Raw genomic sequence first — 18,565 nt, 5'->3', positions numbered from 1 at the left:
TACGAGAATGATTTTCGAGCTATGGATCATGTGTGGCATCATCCTGCTCTGCATCATTCTGTCGGGCTTTTTTTCCGGCGCGGAGACGGCACTGACCGCCGCATCCCGCGCCCGAATGCTCACTTACGCGCATAATGGCGATGAACGCGCAACAGTGGTTCAATATCTCATTGGAAGGCGCGACCGGCTGATCGGTGTGCTTCTGATTGGCAACAACCTCGCCAATATTCTTGCCTCGTCGATTGCTGCCAATATCTTCTTGCACCTGTTTGGTGATGCAGGGGTGGCTTATTCGACGCTGGCGATGACAATCATTCTGGTCATTTTTGCTGAAGTGCTGCCCAAATCCTGGGCCATTTCCAGCCCTGACCGATTCTCGTTGAATGTTGCACGCCCTGTTTCAGCGGTTGTAACTTTTCTCGGCCCGGTTTCGGGGCTGGTGAACTGGATCGTGCGCAAAATTCTCCGATTGTTCGGTGTTAATCTCGCATCCGGCCGTTCGATGCTTTCCGCACAGGAAGAATTGCGCGGTGCGGTCGAAGTGCTGCACCGCGATAAATCGCTGATCAAGGAAGATCGTGATCAGCTTGGCGGTCTGCTGGATCTTAAAGAACTGGAAGTCAGCGATGTCATGGTGCATCGCACATCCATGGGCACGATCAATGCTGATGCGCCTGCCGATCAGATCGTCGGTGATATTCTTGCAAGCCCACACACGCGTATGCCGGTCTGGCGGGATGAGATCGATAATATAGTCGGCATCATCCATACCAAGGACCTGCTGCGCGCGCTTTACGATGTCGATAATGATTTTTCCCGCATCGACATCATGAAAGTGGCGCGCAAACCGTGGTTTGTGCCTGACACAACCACACTTCAGGACCAGCTTGACGCGTTTCTTCGCCGCAAGGCGCATATTGCCGTCGTTGTTGACGAATACGGTGATGTGCAGGGATTGGTAACGCTGGAAGATATTCTCGAAGAGATTGTCGGCGACATTTCCGATGAACACGATATCGACATGCAGGGTCTGCGGTTGCAGCCGGATGGTTCCATTCTGGTCGATGGCTCTTTGCCGATCCGTGATCTCAACCGCGCGCTCGGCTGGAAGCTTCCGGATGAGGAAGCGACCACCGTTGCCGGCCTGGTGATTCATGAAACGCAGACCATACCGGAAGTGAAGCAGGCATTTACCTTCCACGGAAAGCGCTTCTCGGTGCTGAAAAAAGAAAAGAACCGCCTCACACGTCTGCGCATCGTGCCGCTGGATGCCGATGGCAAACCGCTTTCTGGTGTCGTCGTTGCGAAGGTTTCATCCTGATGGCTGTGCCATCCAGCAAACACGAACTGCTTGAGGCAATTGAAACAAATTATGCGCGGCTCGTGCTCGATCTTTCACGCGTTAAGCCGGAGCAGGCCAAATCCAGAACCATGGAAGGTCATGCAAAGGGCACGCTGATGAGCGTGCATGATCTCGTCGCCTATCTGACCGGATGGAACGAGCTGGTGCTCAAATGGTGCGAGCGGCGTGATCAGGGGCTTGCAGTCGATTTTCCGGAAACAGATTTTAAATGGAATGAACTTGGTGCTTTAGCGGCCAAGTTTTACCGGGATTACGAAACGCTATCCTTTGAAGCGCTTTTATCGCGATTTGAAACGGCAAAGAATGCGCTGCTGACCTTAATCAAGGCGCGCACGGACACTGAGCTTTACGGCGTCCTCTGGTATGAAAAATATACGCTGGGCCGCATGATCCAGTTCAACACGTCCTCGCCCTATGCCAATGCGCGTGGTCGTCTGCGCAAATGGCTTAAGGCGTCAGCATAAAACATCAGCGGCGCGTCGTTTCACCGGGCGCGGTAGGTTCCAGTGCGAGTGCGTGAACGCCGGTTTCCAGCTCTTCTTTTAAAAGATCGTTGATGGCGCGATGGCGCGCGATGCGACTCATACCCTCAAACTTGGCAGATACGATGCGCACGCGAAAATGTGTTTCGCCGGTACCATCATAGACCTCATGATGGCCACGATCTTCGTGATGATGGCCTGCATGGAGGTGGCTTTCATTTATGATTTCAAGCCGTTCCGGAGAGAAAGCTGCACTAAGCTTGGCTTCCATTGAAGATTGTTTGCTATTGTGAATGGACATTTTGGCCAGTTCTCCCCATATAGACGTTGTGCCTCATATAGACGTCGCCTCGGCGGCAACCCGTGGGGCAAATCCGCACAGGAATTGCAATCTGCATCAAAATTTCGCCCTGAATTCATGGCCAAAACCATTCAGGATGAAATGTCAATTCTTGTTTAGTCACTCTTAATTCGCATAATCCGATTCGATGACAACGCACTCAAAACTTTTCGACAGCATCCGCATCCGTCCCAAGAAGGAAGCGGAAAAGAAGTCCAGCGGTCCCTGCTGCCAGTGGGACGGTTGCGATAAGCCGGGCACGCATCGTGCGCCGGTCGGGCGCATGCGCGAGGGTGAATACCTTCATTTCTGCGTGGATCATGTCCGGGAATATAATAAGAATTTCAATTATTTCTCCGGTTTGTCCGACGGCGAAATCTCGAAATTCCAGAAGGATGCGATCACTGGCAATCGCCCGACTTGGTCGACGGCATCCAACTCCACCGCTTCCGCACGCACGTCGCCGGATATGGCGACCCGTCGTTCGGGTTCGGCTGCCTATCACAATCGTCTGCGCGATCCGTTCAATTTCGTCAAAGATGCGAAAAGCAATCCCGGTACTGCCAAAGCTGTGCAGCGTAAACCGCGCACTTTGGAAGTAAAGGCGCTTGCGACGCTCGGTCTTGATGCAAATTCGACTAGCGATATGATTAAGTCGCGCTATAAAGAACTTGTGAAGCAACACCATCCCGATGCAAATGGTGGTGACCGCGGGTCTGAAGAAAGATTTCGCGAGGTCATTCAGGCTTATCAATTGCTCAAGACAGCAGGTTTTTGCTAAAGCCTCTGTGGGCTTTATGAGGCCGAGTATCAGGGCATGTTCAATGCCCTGACGGACATTCATCTACTGCGCTTGCGCGCAGATGCGATTACGGATGCCCGCAACTGAACAGAAGGGCGTCATCCGGTTCACCGAAAGGCTCCCTGATCGAATTTGAATGTCGCGGCCGGACAGTCCTGCCGCTCTGGAGGCATGATGAACAAGGTTGAGCGGGATATAGCCAATTTGCCGGATACAACGGTTTCGGTGCGCGAAGTGTTCGGAATTGATTCCGACATGCGGGTGCCGGCCTATGCGGCAGGCGATTCCTATGTGCCGGAACGCGATCCGGATTATCTTTTCGACCGTCAGACGACGCTCGCGATCCTCGCAGGTTTTGCATTTAACCGCCGCGTGATGGTTTCAGGCTATCACGGCACCGGTAAGTCGACCCATATCGAACAGGTCGCTGCACGCCTCAACTGGCCTTGCGTTCGCGTCAACCTCGACAGCCATGTCAGCCGTATCGATCTCGTCGGTAAGGATGCAATCGTCGTAAAAGACGGTATGCAGGTTACTGAATTCAAGGACGGCATTCTGCCTTGGGCCTATCAGCACAATGTTGCGCTGGTTTTCGACGAGTATGATGCGGGTCGCCCGGACGTCATGTTCGTGATCCAGCGCGTTCTGGAAACTTCGGGCCGTCTGACCTTGCTCGACCAGAGCCGCGTTATCCACCCGCACCCGGCTTTCCGTCTGTTTGCGACCGCCAACACCGTTGGTTTGGGCGACACGACCGGCCTTTATCACGGCACGCAGCAGATCAACCAGGCCCAAATGGACCGCTGGTCGATCGTCACCACGCTCAACTATCTGCCACACGACAACGAAGTGAACATCGTTCTCGCCAAGGCCAAGCATTACCAGAATGCGGAAGGCCGTGAGATCGTGAACAAGATGGTTCGCGTTGCCGACATGACCCGTCAGGCTTTCATCAACGGCGATCTTTCGACCGTGATGAGCCCGCGTACCGTCATTACATGGTCTGAAAATGCCGCGATCTTCAATGATGTCGGCTTTGCATTCCGCCTGACCTTCCTCAACAAGTGCGATGAGCTTGAGCGCCAGACGGTGGCTGAGTTCTATCAGCGTGCTTTCGGTGAGGAACTTCCAGAATCTGCTGCCAATATCGTATTGGCATAAGGCTGGATGAAACCTGCCGCCCATAACGGGCGGCGGTGCTTTGTATAAAGTCAGGATAGGCAGATGTCGGGCCAGAAGTCAGCAATAGGCGATAATTCGCGCGAGCGTAAAAACGGGCCGGTTGATTCCGAACCGTTCAAGCGGGCAATGACCGCGACCATGCGCGCTATTTCCGGCGAGAATGAGCTGGAAGTGGCTTTCAGCAATGATCGTCCGGCGCTGACCGCCAATCGTGCCCGCCTGCCTGATCTGCCAAAACGTCCGACGGCGCATGATGTTGCCGTTACGCGCGGTCTGGGTGATTCCATGGCGCTGCGACAGGCGCGCCATAATGCCCGTATTCACGCAAGCCTAGCGCCGGAAGGCAAACAGGCGCGCGCAATCTATGATGCGGTCGAGCAAGCGCGTGTGGAATCCATTGGTGCCCGCGCAATGGCCGGTGTTGCCGATAATCTTGCGACTATGCTCGCAGATAAATATGCCCGCGCCAATTTCTCCGATGTGACCGACAAGGAAGATGCGCCGCTTGAAGAAGCGATCTCGCTTCTGTTGCGCGAAAAACTGACAGGTCGCAAAGCTCCTGTCGAAGCTGGCCCTGTGCTAGATCTCTGGCGCGAGTGGATCGAACAAAAGGCCGGTGCAGAGCTTGCCCGTCTTGGCGAAAATCTGGAAGATCAGCAGGCTTTTGCACGCACCGTGCGCGATATGCTCGCTTCCATGGATATGGCCGAGGAGCTTTCTCAGGAAGAGCAAAGCGACGAGCAGGACGAAGATAACGAACAGACGCCCGACTCAGACGAAAATGAGGAAGGCGGCGAAGAAAGCCAGGAAGGCTCTGATTCGGCTGAAAGCGAAGAATCGGACAGTTCCAGCGAAGAAGGCGAACAGGGCGAAATGGATGCCGCCGATGCGGCTTCCGACGATATGGACGACAGCGAAGATGTCGATGCGGAAACGCCGGGCGACACGCGCCGTCAGAACCAGCCTTTTGCCAATTTCGCAGAGCATGTCGATTACAATGTTTTCACGCGCGAATTCGATGAGGAAGTAGAAGCCACCGATCTGTGCGATGAGGCTGAGCTTGATCGTCTGCGCGGCTTCCTCGACAAGCAGCTGGCCAATCTGCAGGGCGTTGTTGGACGTCTCGCAAACCGTCTGCAGCGCCGTCTGATGGCGCAGCAGAGCCGTTCCTGGGATTTTGATCTGGAAGAGGGCTATCTCGATAGTGCACGTCTTGTGCGTATCGTTATCGACCCAACACAGCCGCTTTCCTACAAGATGGAACGCGATACGGATTTCCGTGATACGGTCGTAACGCTGGTTATCGATAATTCCGGTTCGATGCGTGGTCGTCCGATCACGGTTGCAGCGACCTGCGCCGATATTCTTGCCCGCACGCTGGAGCGTTGCGGCGTGAAGGTCGAAATCCTCGGCTTCACCACAAAGGCTTGGAAGGGTGGTCAGTCGCGCGAAGCATGGCTGGGTCGTGGCAAGCCGTCCAATCCGGGCCGCCTCAACGATTTGCGCCATATCATCTATAAGAGGGCAGACGCGCCATGGCGCCGCGCACGACGCAATCTCGGCCTGATGATGCGCGAAGGCCTGCTCAAGGAAAATATCGACGGTGAAGCGCTGATCTGGGCGCATCAGCGCCTGTTGGCTCGTCCTGAACAGCGCAAGATCCTGATGATGATTTCCGACGGTGCGCCGGTGGATGATTCAACGCTTTCGGTCAATCCGGGCAATTATCTTGAGCGCCACTTACGCGCGGTCATCGAAGAGATCGAAACCCGTTCGCCGGTTGAGCTGATCGCTATTGGTATCGGTCATGACGTCACCCGCTATTATCAGCGTGCCGTGACCATCGTGGACGCGGAAGAGCTGGCCGGTGCAATGACCGAGCAGCTTGCATCCCTGTTCGAAGAACGGGGCGCAGAAGGCAAAGGCCGCGGACGCCGTCGCGCAGGCGGACGATAATACCAAGGCGCCGAGACACTGGCGCATCACGCCTTGAAAAAGTCCAATGGCCGCTCGGGCTTAACCAAAACTCCATGAACCATACTCATGGAGTTTTGGCATAAGATAGAGGGGCATTTTGAGCGCGCATTTTATCTTAAAACCGGATTCCACTTTTGGGAAAGCGCTTTCGGGCCTCTTTTAAGCCTGCTGGCGGGTTGCCGCGAGCACGATTTCGCGAATGCAGACGCCCTGTGGCTGGTCATAAGCATAGACAATGGCGCGGGCAACGTCGTCCGCTGAAAGCACAGGCGCACCCATATCCTTCTTCCACGCTTCATAGCCTGCCTTGATGCCTGCGTCGTTGGTGTGGCTGAGAAGTTCGGTCTCGACGGCACCTGGAGCTATCGTCACAACGCGAACGTCATGCGGCGAGAGTTCCTCACGCAGATTCTCAGAAAGCCCGTGTACGGCGAATTTCGTGGCCGTATAGGCCACATGATTAGCGAATGTCTTGCGACCTGCCACGGAGCTGATGTTAATGATGGTGCCATGTTTGCGTGCCACCATGCCTGCCGAGACGGCATGGATGCCATTGAGAAGGCCTTTGACATTGACCTCAAGCATCCGGTCCCATTCATCCGGGTTCTGCTTCGTTGCATCGCCCAGCAACATGATACCGGCATTGTTGACGATGACATCCGCAGGGCCGAACTTGGCTTCGGCTTCCTGAACTGCCGTTACAAGCGCCTTTCGGTCGGTTACGTCGACCGACTTGCAGAGCGTGTTGGGCAGGTTGAGCTTTTCCATGACGTCCAGTCGACGCGCAAGAAGCAGCAACGGATGGCCGCGATCGGCAAACATCTTCGCAGTAGCCAAGCCAATGCCAGAACTTGCGCCGGTAATAATGACGAGCGGAAGTTTTTCCTTATTAAAGGACATCTAATTCATCCTTATCTAAATATAAATATCTCAACGAAGAAGCATTAAGACCGCTAAGGAAATAAATCTTCGCGGATCATGCTTCTTGTGAACAATATAGAAAATGGCCCCGATAAAGAAAGACGGAAGATCATCCGTCTTTTTATCGAAGCGCGGTTCTTATAGGCTTTACTCGCTGAGAAAAACCAATTTCTTTTCAGATCAACGGATCGTGACTTCTAAAGATTAGTGTTTTTCGCAGCGTTGACGCGGTCTGGCGCATAGAGTGCCGGTGCGAAAATCGCCAGAATGGCACCATAAGGTACCAGCATCAGCGTTCCCATCACGACCTTTACGAAGAAGTCACCGAAAGCCAGTGAAGCCCAGAGGGGTACGCCAAGGCCAAGGAACGAGGCGGGTTCTGCCAGCGACGAATCGGGCATGCCGGTCATCGCGTCGATCCACGCAAAGCTTGCAGCAAAGGCGATGGAGAAGAACAGGATCGTATCAACGACCGAGCCGAACATTGCAGCTGCGAAGGGTGCCTTCCACCAGGTCTTCTGACGCAGGCTGTTGAAGACTGTAATATCCATGAGCTGTGCGATCAGGAATGCCGAGCCGGATGCAATGGCAATACGCGGGGTTGCAAGCCAGATCGACATGAGGACGCCCAGCACAAAACCGGCATAGACGACCTTGCGTGCGGCTGATGGACCGAAGCGGCGATTCGTCAGATCATTGACGAGGAATGCCACCGGATAGGTGAAAGCACCATAGGTGAGCAGTTCACCAAGGCCAAAATGCTGGAAAGGATATTGGACAAGGATGTTCGATGCAGCCACAGCTGCACACATCGCTATCACCGCCGGCAATAGCCGGGCAAAAGAAGGACCTGTAATAGGCATTTTTTTATCCTGGGTGATGGAACCAGCAAAAAAGGCTGACGCGAGTCAGCCTTTTTTGTCAAACTTTAAAAAGCTGATTGCTTATGCAGCAGCTTCAGCCTGCTTCTTAGCGATCTGACGCTTCAGCAGGCGAGCGCGCTGCGAAAGTTCCTTGTCGTCAGACTTGACGAGGAATGCATCAAGACCACCGCGATGCTCAACCGAACGCAGAGCAGAAGCGGAGATGCGCAGACGATAGCTCTGGCCGAGAACTTCGGACATCAGCGTAACGTTGCAGAGGTTCGGCAGAAAGCGACGACGCGTACGGTTGTTCGCGTGGCTTACATTGTTGCCGTACTGGACCGAGGTGCCGGTCAATTCACAAGCGCGGGACATTTTGGTCTCACCTTCAAATTTTTGTTTCTCAGGCCCCGACTCGAATGTCCGAATTCAACGCAATCATAGCAGTATTTCTGCTGCTGGCGCGCGATCTCGGACAGGCGGCCTATTGGGAAAGTCGCGTTTCTATAGTGAGAGTAGCGATTACAGTCAAGATAGATTCCGCCATGATGGCCCAAAGGCGCGCATTTACGGCCTTTTGCGGTATCGGAAGACCCTCCCGATCATAACTTCGCCGATTTTTGCTGTTCGACAGTTAATGCTGAAAGAGAATTCTACGCAGATTTGGAGCCATTTATAGTCAAAAGCGCAAAGACAAACTACAGCATGGGTCGGAAAAACAGAATCGGTTTTGCTGACGCGATGCGTGGATTTGGATTGCTGGGGCACTGTTCGTGCGGGTGCACGGTGCTTCACGGGGCGAATATCGTGAAAGGAAAATCTGGCATGATCGAGCAATCGCATTTCTTCAAGCCGGTGAAAAGCGAGTGGATGCAGAATGGGGCAGCGCGGCGGGGTGTTGCATTGCTAACCGGATTGGCGATTGCGAGTGTGGCTGCAATAAGCAGCGCTCAGGCAGACGCTCTCTACCGAACAGAGTATGAAATCTCGATGTTCGGCCTTTCGATCGCGCGTTCTGCGATTGAAACCACCGTCAAAGGTTCAAGTTACGGTGTGAATGGCCGCTTCAAGACATCAGGCATCGCGCGCGTTTTCGATGATACGGACGGCACCGTCTATGTTGGCGGCAACTCGGTTCAGGGTAAAGTTATTCCATCCGCTTTCGATCTTGCTTACAAGCATGGGCGAAAGAACAAGAGTACCAAGATACGTTTTTCGAGTGGCAATGTGACGGAATCGGAAAATCTGCCGCCGGTTAAAAAGCGCGATCCATGGGTGGAAACAGCCCCCAATGATCTGGTCAATGTGAGTGACCCGCTCAGTGCGCTGATGATTCCAACCAAAGATCCAAAAGCCGTGTGCAATCGCACGCTTCAAGTTTTCGATGGTCAGACCCGTGCCGACATCCGGTTGGCGTTCAACGGTACAGAATCTTTCACGACGGAAGGCTTTACGGGCGAATCGGTGATCTGTTCGGCCAAGTTCGTACCGATCTCGGGCTACCAAAAGGGCAAGAAGGCCATCGACTATCTGAGCACGCGCAGCAAGATGACGATCTCTTTCGCTTCATTAGGCAATTCCGGCATCTATGCGCCGGTTGTTGCCCGCATAGGCACGCAGCTCGGGACGCTGAAAATCGAGGCGACGCGATTCGAGAAGATACAGTAAGGCGATGGCCGCTTATTGATGGTTGCGTCTGAAGTTCAGTGCTTCGGATGTACGCATTCCTCGTGATTGCCCAGGATTTCGATAACGCGGCACTGGTCAATACGGCCATGTGCCGTGCAATCCAGCATCCGCAAAAGTTCAGTTTTCAAAGACAATAGTTTGGTGATGCGATGCTCGACATCGATCAGGCGCGCGCGTGCAATAGAATCAGCTGCAGCGCACGACTGGTCTGGATTGTCCTGAAGGTCTAAAAGCGTGCGGATCGCATCCACTTCAAAGCCCAGATCGCGCGCATGGCGGATGAATAACAGCCGCTGAATATCGGCATTGTCATAAAGGCGGCGATTGCCTTCCGTGCGCGGAGGCACCGGGAGAAGCCCGATTTGCTCGTAATAACGGATAGTTGGCACTTTCACACCGCTGGCTTTCGATGCTTCGCCAATCGGAACATTGGTAATCATTTTTTCTCTTGCTCCTCTAGTCACTAGAGGATGTAGACCTTGTTTCAGACAATTCAAGAGTGGTCTCGATAGGGGCAGGTCATGAACGAGATTTTGAAACAAAACCGCTTTCGCGTTGAAGGCATGGATTGCGCATCCTGCGCGACGAAAATCGATACGGCTGTGCGCCGCGTTTCGGGCGTGGAGGATGTTTCCGTGTCGGTGACGACGGGCATGATGACGGTGCGCCATGATGGCAGCAGTGATCTGGAAAGTGTTGCCAAAAAGGTCCGTAGTCTTGGCTATGGCATCGAACCATTGGCTGACGAAAAAGCGCCTGCCAAGCATGAGCATCACGATCACGATCACGATCACGACCATGACCATAACCATGACCATGCAGGCTGTAGCGGCCATGATCATGACCACAAGCACGACCACGCTCATCATGATCACGCTCATGACGAACCCGAAGCAAAGCAGATTACAGCGGGCGCTGATAGTTTACGCTTCAGCGTGGAGGGTATGGATTGTGCGTCCTGTGCCGCCAAGATCGACACGGCTGTTCGTCGTGTCGGCGGGGTGCAGGATGTGTCTGTTTCCGTGACAAATGGCACCATGACCGTCAATCATGACGGCTCGGCCAGTGTTGACGAGATTGCCGCGAAGGTTACGGCACTTGGCTACAAAGCCAGCGCGCAATCGACAGGGGCGCTCAAAATCCAGCCAAAGGTGCCTGCAAAACCGAAGCGCTGGTGGCAGAGCGGCAAGGGCCAGATGATGCTCGCCTGTGGCGGTGGTCTGGTGGTTGCCTATATTGTTGGCCATCTTTATCCGCCGATTGAATTATGGGCCTTTACGGCTGCAATGCTGATCGGCCTCATACCGATTGCAAAGCGTGCTTATTCCGCAGCCATCAATGGCACGCCGTTTTCGATTGAAATGCTGATGACTATTGCGGCCATTGGCGCTGTCATCATCGGTGCGACCGAAGAAGCTGCGGCTGTCGTCTTCCTGTTTCTGGTTGGTGAATTGCTGGAAGGTGTGGCCGCAGGCAAGGCGCGCGCAAGCATTCAGTCGCTGACGGCATTGGTGCCGAAGACCGCCTTTTTGGAAAGCAATGGCTCCACAAAAGAAGTACCAGCGGAAGAGCTGAGCGTGGGCGACGTGATTGCGGTGCGTCCCGGTGATCGTATGCCTGCGGATGGCGAGATCATTTCGGGTGAAAGTGCAATCGATGAAGCACCCGTCACGGGTGAAAGCACGCCTGTCGGCAAGGCAGTCGGCGACAGCGTCTTTGCAGGCACCATCAATGGCGACGGGCTGTTGCGGGTGAAAGTGACAGCCGCAGCGCAGGACAACACGATTGCGCGTGTTGTGCGGCTGGTTGAGGAAGCACAGGAAGCCAAAGCACCCACAGAGCGTTTCATCAATCGCTTCTCGACTTACTATACGCCGGGCGTTGTTGTCGTGGCGGCTCTGGTTGCCATTCTGCCGCCGCTGGTCGCGGGTGCTGAATGGGGTGAGTGGATTTATAAAGGTCTGGCCATTCTGCTGATCGGTTGCCCCTGTGCGCTGGTTATTTCGACACCTGCTGCCATCGCGGCATCGCTTTCGGCCGGTGCGAGGCGCGGGCTGTTGCTGAAGGGGGGCGCAGTTCTTGAAACCATAGGCAAGATTACGACCGCCTGTTTCGACAAAACCGGTACGCTGACAGAAGGCAAGCCGCAGGTAACGGATGTTCTGCCCGGCGCACTTTCAGAAGAAGAAGTCTTGCGTCTGGCTGCATCTCTTGATGCAGGTTCAAGCCATCCGTTAGCCTTAGCGATTGTCGGTGCATCAGATACGCGTGGCCTGAAACTCTCAGCCGTTTCGGCAGGTAAGGCACATGGCGGCAAGGGTGTGTCAGGTAAAGCTGATGGGATTGAGCTGTTCTTGGGTTCGCGCAAGGCTGCCAATGAAATCTCTGTCATTCCGGACGATCTAGCGGCGCGGATTGCTGCCTGTAATGATGAGGGTAAGACGGTTTCTGTTCTGGTTGCAGACGGCAAAATTGCAGGTGCCATAGCCATGCGTGACGAGCCGCGCGCGGATGCGATCGCTGGGCTTAAGACGCTGAAGGATGCCGGTATTCGGACCGTTATGCTGACCGGCGATAATCGTCGCACGGCAGAAGCTATCGGCAAGGATCTGGGCATCGAAGTGCGTGCCGAACTCCTGCCGGAAGACAAGCAGCGGATCGTTGGCGAGTTTCGCAATGCGGGTCAGGTTGTTGCCAAGGTTGGCGACGGTATCAATGACGCGCCAGCGCTTGCTGCGGCCGATGTTGGCATCGCCATGGGTGGCGGTACGGATGTGGCGCTGGAAACGGCGGATGCAGCGGTGTTGCATGGTCGCGTCGGTGATGTGGCTGCGATGGTCGATCTGTCGAAGCGGACTATGAGTAATATTCATCAGAATATTACAATCGCACTTGGTCTTAAAGCGGTATTCCTTGTGACCACGGTGCTGGGGATCACTGGCCTCTGGCCAGCAATTCTGGCCGATACCGGCGCGACCGTTCTGGTGACAATCAACGCACTACGGCTGCTAAGGCAATCATCTTGAAAGAAAAAACCGGCGAAGGAAACTTCGCCGGTTTTTTTTGATACTCTATTCCCCGATCAGTTCGCGAATGCGGTCGCCATATTGTTTGCCAAAGGCGACGTGCTCGGGATTGATCTGCTTCACTTCATCGACAAGCTGATCTTCTTCTTCGGCATCGGCTGCTGCAAGCGCGCTCATCATGGCGAAATAGGCGAGAAGATAATCGCGTGGCTCGATATTTTCCGCCTTCATCACCTCAACCACTTGCGGGCGCGATTCGATGCTCTTGACCATAGAATCCATCGACGGCTGCGCATCCTGACCTTCTTCGGCAGTCGGTGAAAGCTGCATATCCTCAAGCTGCGTATGGATTTTTTCCATACGCGTCAGGAGGTCTTCGGTCAGCTTGAAATTGTTGATGTCAGCTGGTGTCTGCGGTGGCGTTGCAATTGCCAGAATGTCTTCGGCAAAGGCCATGTTCGCTGACTGCGGAAGGATCGCAAGAGAAAGGCCGAGCAGAGCTGCTGCATGAAACTGTTTGAAGCGAGAAATCGTCATCATGGTAATGTCCTAGAATAAATCCTTGCGCTTACGGATTTCCGCGAAAACCGCTTCATCAGTTGCGCCCTGCATTCCAAGCCGCGTGCGAATGCGGCCATCGTGCCAGCGAAGAAATGGATTGGTTGCCATTTCAAGCGCTATGCTGGAGGGCAGGGTCATCTTATCAGCTGCACGGAGCCGCGCAATCTCGGCTGCACGTTCCTTCAATGCCGAATTGTCGGGATCGATGGTCAAGGCAAAGCGTGCATTGCTCTGCGTATATTCGTGGCCGCAATAAACGGCAGTATCGCCCGGCAGCGCCACAAGCTTTTGCAGCGACTGGAACATGATATCCGGTGTTCCTTCAAACAGTCGACCGCAGCCCAGTGCAAAAAGCGTGTCGCCTGTAAACACCACTTTTGCTTCTGGCAGATAAAAGGAAATCTCGCCAGCCGTGTGACCGGGCGTGGAAATCACTTTGACCTTGAAAAGTCCGAAGGTGAACTCGTCGCCGTCCTGAACGGTACGGTCAAGTGTCGGGATTTTGCTTTGCTCAGCCTTTGGTCCGATGATGCTGACGCCGAATTTGGCTTTCAGCGCCTCGTTGCCTTCGACGTGATCAAGGTGATGATGCGTCGTGAAAATGAAGTCGAGCGTCCAGCCACGGCGCTTGAGCGCCGCTTCGATTGCGTGCGCATCCGGCGCGTCGATTGCCGCGGTCAGCTCACTTTCAGGATCATGGATGAGAACGCCATAATTATCGCTGCGGCAGATGAACTGTTCGATATCGAGTCTTTTGTCGATCTGGGGCATGGCGTCCTCCATTTTCATGCGTTTGTTATTCGGCCTGCACCGAACTCTTATTCATTCGGCTTTCATCACGTTCTTATTCATTCGGCTTTCGCCTCAGGCAAAGTGTGCTTCTGGATAAGCGGCATTTGTGAAAGCGTGAAGACAATGGTGATCGGCATGATGCCCCAGACCTTGAAGGAAACCCAGGCATCGGTCGAAAAATTGCGCCACACCACTTCATTGGCAATTGCCAGGAAGATGAAGAACAAACCCCAGCGGAAGGTCAGCTTGCGCCAACCCTCTGCATCCAGCTTGAAAGCCGAATCAAACACATAACCAAGCAGGGATTTGCCGAATAAAAGCCCGCCGAGCAAGATCGCGCCAAACAGCGTGTTTACGATGGTCGGCTTCATCTTGATGAAGGTATCGTTGTGCAGCCAGAGCGTCAGCGCACCAAACACCAGAACCACGATGCCGGAAATGAGCGGCATCATCGGCAGGGTGCGTGTCATCGACCATGAAATGGCAAGCGCAATGACGGTTGCAACCATGAAGAGTGCGGTTGCCAGAAAGATCGGTTCGCCAATCTGGCCAAGTACCGGAAAGCGCTCGATCAGGCTTTCACCACGCGCATTGGCAAAAAAGAACACCAGCAGCGGTCCGAGTTCCAGCGCAAGCTTGAGTAGCGGCGGGACTTCCTTGCGTTCTGCTTCGGTCTTTTGCGACGGATCGCGTTCGAAAACGGGATGCTCCATCAGGCAACTCCTGCGATGGCGCGGGCAAAATCCTTGGCCGCAAATGGTTCAAGATCGTCGACGCCTTCGCCGACGCCGATGAAATAGATCGGAAGCTTGTGCTTGGCCGAAATGGCCACCAGAATGCCGCCGCGTGCCGTGCCGTCAAGCTTGGTCATGACAAGGCCGTTGACGCCAGCGATATTCTTGAAAATCTCGACCTGATTGAGTGCATTCTGGCCGGTGGTTGCATCCAAGGTCTGGAGAACCGTGTGTGGGGCTTCCGGATCGTGTTTGCCAAGAACACGAACGATCTTGGCGAGTTCGTCCATCAGTTCGGCCTTGTTCTGCAAACGGCCTGCAGTGTCGATGATAAGAACATCGCTGCCCGCATCTTTGGCCTGCTTCCATGCATCATAGGCAAGGCCCGCTGCATCGGCCCCGAGCTTGCTCGAAACAACCGGGGAACCGGTGCGCTCGCCCCAGATATGGAGCTGTTCGATGGCGGCAGCGCGGAAAGTATCGCCTGCCGCAAGCATGACCTTGAGGCCGCCAGCGGTCAGTTTTGCGGCAAGCTTGCCGATGGTCGTGGTCTTGCCGGTGCCATTGACGCCGACAACCAGAATGACATGCGGCTTGTGCGAGAGATCAAGCTCCAAAGGCTTTGCGACAGGCCCAAGCACCTTTTCGATTTCCGCGCCCATGATGTTGCGCACTTCTTCGCCAGTCACGTCCTTGCCATAACGACCGGACGACAGCGCATCGGTCACACGCATGGCCGTTTCAAGGCCGAGATCGGCCTGAATGAGCACGTCTTCAAGATCCTGCAACGTGTCCTCATCGAGCTTGCGCTTGGTGAAGATACCGCTGATGGAATCGCTCAATGAATTCGATGAACGCAGCAGGCCGCGACGCAGGCGCTCGAACCAGGAGAGCTTTGGCTCAGGCGCTGCCTCGACCGGCGCTTCTTCCTGATGTTCTTCAACGGCCTTTGCGACCTTGACCTTTTTGGGCTTCGCTGCCTCTGGCTGAGTTGCGGGCTCGACTATTTCCTCAACAACGGGTGCCTCTGAAACTTCAGGAACTTTCGCGATTTCAACCTGTTCGGGTTCAGCAACAGGCTCTGGCTCTGGCTCGACGACGGGCGCAACAATGGGCTCTGGCACAGGTGCTTCAACCACGATCGGTTCCATCACCGGTGGCTGTTCAATCGGGATTTCGATCTCGGCAACCGGATGCTCCGGTTCTGCCTTTTCTTCCTCAACCGGTTCAGCGGCAGGCTCTTCAATCTGCTCAGGCTCAGGCTCACTGGCGATCACTGGTACTTCCGGTTCGGAAATAACCACTTCAACGACAGTGTTTTCGGTTTCGCTAGGCGCTTCGACGGTTTCAGGAAGCTGTGTTTCTAAAGCCGCTTCCACGGCATCAGGAGCGGGCTGTTCGACCGGCTTTTCTTCAACCTCCTTCTTGCCGAAGGAGAACATTTTCTTGATGAAACCCATTGCCATGAAATCTGATGCCCTTAAGCTTTAAGCCGCTTGCGGCTCTGTCTGACGGGTGAGGAGTTTTTCACCGTCATGCCCCGTCACAATTCGTTCGATAATTTCGCCAGCATTACCCTGATCAACAGCGGCCAGCGTAAAGCCTTCCGTGCGGGCAATGCCTTCCTTCTCGATCAACAGGCGCTGCACAGTGCCATTGAGAGAAGCGAGGTGTTTTTCATAAGCCCGGTCGCCAACGGCACGTAAACGCGCTGCGCGTTCCTTGACGATTTCGCGCCTGACTTGCGGCATACGTGCAGCCGGTGTGCCTTCGCGTGCGCTGTATGGGAAGACGTGCAGATGCGTCAGCCCGCATTCCTCGACGATCTTCATCGAGTTTGCAAACATCTCTTCAGTCTCGGTCGGGAAACCTGCAATAATGTCGGCACCGAACACGATGTCAGGGCGAAGTGCGCGTACATCTGCGCAGAATCGGATGGAATCATCACGCAGATGGCGACGCTTCATGCGCTTCAAAATCATGTCGTCGCCTGCCTGTAGCGACAGATGCAGATGGGGCATCAGGCGCTTTTCGTTGGCGATTGCTTCCATCAGGTCTTCGTCGGCCTCGATGGAATCAATGGATGACAGGCGCAGGCGCTGCAAATCCGGCACCTGACTGAGAACGGTCTTCACCAGCTTGCCGAGACGCAGGCTTCCCGGCAGATCGGGACCGTAAGAGGTCATGTCCACGCCGGTCAGAACCACTTCGCGATAGCCATTATCGACGAGGCGCTTGATCTGATCGACCACGCCGCCCATCGGCACCGAGCGTGAATTGCCGCGACCATAAGGGATAATGCAGAAGGTGCAGCGATGATCGCAGCCATTCTGCACCTGCACAAATGCGCGCGCGCGGCCTTCAATCGCATCGACCATATGGCTCGCGGTTTCGCGCACTTCCATAATGTCGTTGACGCGCACCTTTTCGAACTGGTTCACGCCGAAGTCGGGCAACATACGATAGGAGTTGGCCTTGAGCTTTTCCTCATTACCCAGAATGAGGTCGACTTCATCCATGGCCTCGAATTTGGCCGATTCCGTCTGCGCAGCACAACCGGTGACGATAATGCGGGCTTCCGGGTTGTCGCGGCGTGCCTTGCGGATGGCCTGACGTGCCTGACGCACGGCTTCTGCCGTAACGGCGCAGGTGTTGAAGATGATCGCGCCATCTTTGAGTTCGCCAAGGCCGGCGCTGTCTGCCTCGCGCTTCATCACCTCGGATTCATAGGTGTTGAGGCGGCATCCGAAAGTTACGACTTCAACGGCCATCAGGCAGCACCTCTGCTCTGATTAGGGGCGTACTCCCATTCGCCGGTTGCGGGATCGAATGTGCCATCAAATTCCCATTCAGCGGGACCGGTCATCATGACGTGATCGTCTTCGCGCCATTCAATCTTGAGCGGGCCGCCTGGGACATTGACGGTGACATTGCGTTCGGTACGGCCAGTACGTGCGCCTGAGACGGCGGCAGCGCAGGCGGCAGAACCACATGCGAGGGTAAGGCCCGCACCACGTTCCCATGTGCGCAGGTTCATGCTGTCGCGCGATGTGACCTGAGCGATGGAAATATTGGCGCGTTCCGGGAAAATCGGATCATGTTCCAGCCCGGGCCCATATTGATCGAGCGCATAGGACCAGACATCGTTTTCGACCCAGAAGATCGCGTGCGGATTGCCCATGGATGCAATCGACGGCGCTTGCAGAACAGGCGCATCTGCAGGGCCAGCAGACAGATCAATGGCGCGGGTGTCGTCCACTTCATGGGCGAGGGGGATTTCCTTCCAGTCGAAATGCGGCTTGCCCATATCGACCGTAATCAGCCCGTCTTCGTGCTCATTGGCGGTCAGGATGCCAGCCAGTGTCTGGAAAGTGTAATCCTGTTTTCCGCTTTCATTGGAAAGCCACTGCACCACGCAGCGTGTGCCGTTGCCACAGGCTTGCGCCTGTGTGCCGTCACAATTGATGATCTCAATATAATGATCGGTGCCGGGCGTTTTTGGATCATGGATCGCCATGATCTGGTCAAAGGAAGTTGCCTCTTCTCCGGCCAGACGGATGGCAGCAGTCGGAGCGATACGATCGCTGCGTCCGCGCATATCGGCAACAATGATTTTGTTGCCCAGTCCGTTCATCTTGGCGAAGATGGCCTTACTCATTGCTGGTTCCGGGTCCTGTCTATATCGGAAAGGCTCTGGATCGTGTTTCGTTCTGACTGGATCAGATCGGCGTTCCGAGCATTTGTTTTAACGCGCATCTTGTCCGAAAACCGTTTCACACTTTTCGGGATGCGCTCTATATGGCGGAAAAGCCCACAAATTGCCAGTACCGGCG

18 protein-coding genes are annotated in these 18,565 nt (G+C 54.8%); 7 read left to right on the top strand and 11 right to left on the bottom strand.

All coding sequences use genetic code 11. The annotated features are described in order from the left end of the window. Nucleotides 1-7 precede the first annotated feature (7 nt). Together CEV34_RS06450 and CEV34_RS06445 are read left to right on the top strand one after the other, a co-directional pair. Nucleotides 8-1,321, top strand: a complete 1,314-nt coding sequence (locus tag CEV34_RS06450) for an HlyC/CorC family transporter (protein WP_007872290.1) — start codon at nt 8-10, stop codon at nt 1,319-1,321. Further along, on the top strand, nt 1,321-1,827 hold the full coding sequence (locus CEV34_RS06445; RefSeq protein WP_007872288.1) for a ClbS/DfsB family four-helix bundle protein: 507 nt from the start codon (nt 1,321-1,323) through the stop codon (nt 1,825-1,827). Before CEV34_RS06450 ends, CEV34_RS06445 begins: the two co-directional genes overlap by 1 nt. A 4-nt stretch (nt 1,828-1,831) precedes the next feature. On the opposite strand, the gene CEV34_RS06440 is transcribed toward CEV34_RS06445, so the two are convergent. Beyond that, complete coding sequence (locus CEV34_RS06440) at nt 1,832-2,146, bottom strand: BolA family protein (protein WP_007872286.1); 315 nt, start codon at nt 2,144-2,146, stop codon at nt 1,832-1,834. A 187-nt stretch (nt 2,147-2,333) separates the two neighbouring features. Between CEV34_RS06440 and CEV34_RS06435 the strand changes: the two genes are divergently transcribed. From CEV34_RS06435 to cobT, 3 genes are all read left to right on the top strand, one after another. Then, nucleotides 2,334-2,966, top strand: coding sequence for a J domain-containing protein (locus CEV34_RS06435; RefSeq protein WP_007872284.1), 633 nt, complete (start codon nt 2,334-2,336; stop codon nt 2,964-2,966). A gap of 195 nt (nt 2,967-3,161) precedes the next feature. After that, a complete protein-coding gene (gene cobS, locus CEV34_RS06430; protein ID WP_007872282.1) occupies nt 3,162-4,148 on the top strand; it encodes a cobaltochelatase subunit CobS in 987 nt (328 codons plus the stop codon). A gap of 63 nt (nt 4,149-4,211) precedes the next feature. Then, on the top strand, nt 4,212-6,125 hold the full coding sequence (gene cobT / locus CEV34_RS06425; RefSeq protein WP_007872281.1) for a cobaltochelatase subunit CobT: 1,914 nt from the start codon (nt 4,212-4,214) through the stop codon (nt 6,123-6,125). A gap of 180 nt (nt 6,126-6,305) precedes the next feature. On the opposite strand, the gene CEV34_RS06420 is transcribed toward cobT, so the two are convergent. The 3 genes from CEV34_RS06420 to rpmB all read right to left on the bottom strand — a co-directional run bounded on the left by CEV34_RS06420 (nt 6,306) and on the right by rpmB (nt 8,305). Further along, the gene (locus CEV34_RS06420; protein ID WP_007872280.1) at nt 6,306-7,046 is read right to left on the bottom strand and encodes an SDR family oxidoreductase; all 741 of its coding nucleotides are present in this window, start codon (nt 7,044-7,046) and stop codon (nt 6,306-6,308) included. Between the two features lie 218 nt (nt 7,047-7,264). Then, nucleotides 7,265-7,930, bottom strand: coding sequence for a queuosine precursor transporter (locus CEV34_RS06415; RefSeq protein WP_039859351.1), 666 nt, complete (start codon nt 7,928-7,930; stop codon nt 7,265-7,267). 81 nt (nt 7,931-8,011) lie between these two features. Further along, nucleotides 8,012-8,305, bottom strand: coding sequence for a 50S ribosomal protein L28 (gene rpmB / locus CEV34_RS06410; protein WP_007872272.1), 294 nt, complete (start codon nt 8,303-8,305; stop codon nt 8,012-8,014). 495 nt (nt 8,306-8,800) lie between these two features. Between rpmB and CEV34_RS06405 the strand changes: the two genes are divergently transcribed. After that, nucleotides 8,801-9,598 carry a DUF3108 domain-containing protein gene (locus CEV34_RS06405; protein ID WP_235819019.1) on the top strand — a complete coding sequence of 266 codons (798 nt, stop codon included), beginning with the start codon at nt 8,801-8,803 and terminating at the stop codon, nt 9,596-9,598. Between the two features lie 35 nt (nt 9,599-9,633). On the opposite strand, the gene CEV34_RS06400 is transcribed toward CEV34_RS06405, so the two are convergent. After that, on the bottom strand, nt 9,634-10,056 hold the full coding sequence (locus tag CEV34_RS06400; RefSeq protein ID WP_171380038.1) for a MerR family transcriptional regulator: 423 nt from the start codon (nt 10,054-10,056) through the stop codon (nt 9,634-9,636). A gap of 84 nt (nt 10,057-10,140) precedes the next feature. Here CEV34_RS06400 and CEV34_RS06395 point away from each other — a divergent pair, with 84 nt between their 5' ends. Further along, nucleotides 10,141-12,645: a heavy metal translocating P-type ATPase gene (locus tag CEV34_RS06395; RefSeq protein ID WP_039859350.1), complete on the top strand. Its 2,505-nt coding sequence runs from the start codon at nt 10,141-10,143 to the stop codon at nt 12,643-12,645. Between the two features lie 45 nt (nt 12,646-12,690). On the opposite strand, the gene CEV34_RS06390 is transcribed toward CEV34_RS06395, so the two are convergent. The 6 genes from CEV34_RS06390 to dapF form a co-directional block, all read right to left on the bottom strand. Then, nucleotides 12,691-13,185, bottom strand: a complete 495-nt coding sequence (locus CEV34_RS06390) for a hypothetical protein (protein ID WP_007872261.1) — start codon at nt 13,183-13,185, stop codon at nt 12,691-12,693. Nucleotides 13,186-13,194: 9 nt separating this feature from the next. Further along, on the bottom strand, nt 13,195-13,977 hold the full coding sequence (gene gloB / locus CEV34_RS06385; RefSeq protein WP_007872259.1) for a hydroxyacylglutathione hydrolase: 783 nt from the start codon (nt 13,975-13,977) through the stop codon (nt 13,195-13,197). 77 nt (nt 13,978-14,054) lie between these two features. After that, the gene (locus CEV34_RS06380; protein ID WP_007872257.1) at nt 14,055-14,711 is read right to left on the bottom strand and encodes a septation protein A; all 657 of its coding nucleotides are present in this window, start codon (nt 14,709-14,711) and stop codon (nt 14,055-14,057) included. Then, the gene (gene ftsY / locus CEV34_RS06375; RefSeq protein WP_007872243.1) at nt 14,711-16,198 is read right to left on the bottom strand and encodes a signal recognition particle-docking protein FtsY; all 1,488 of its coding nucleotides are present in this window, start codon (nt 16,196-16,198) and stop codon (nt 14,711-14,713) included. Before ftsY ends, CEV34_RS06380 begins: the two co-directional genes overlap by 1 nt. A 21-nt stretch (nt 16,199-16,219) precedes the next feature. Next, nucleotides 16,220-17,503 (bottom strand): tRNA (N(6)-L-threonylcarbamoyladenosine(37)-C(2))-methylthiotransferase MtaB, encoded by a 1,284-nt coding sequence (mtaB, locus tag CEV34_RS06370; protein ID WP_007872236.1) that lies wholly within the window; start codon nt 17,501-17,503, stop codon nt 16,220-16,222. Next, nucleotides 17,503-18,390, bottom strand: a complete 888-nt coding sequence (gene dapF, locus CEV34_RS06365) for a diaminopimelate epimerase (protein ID WP_007872235.1) — start codon at nt 18,388-18,390, stop codon at nt 17,503-17,505. Before dapF ends, mtaB begins: the two co-directional genes overlap by 1 nt. Nucleotides 18,391-18,565 lie beyond the last annotated feature (175 nt).

It is taken from the genome of Brucella pseudogrignonensis, assembly GCF_002252525.1.
Lineage (GTDB): Bacteria > Pseudomonadota > Alphaproteobacteria > Rhizobiales > Rhizobiaceae > Brucella > Brucella pseudogrignonensis.
This window is presented reverse-complemented; position numbering and strand designations above follow the sequence as displayed.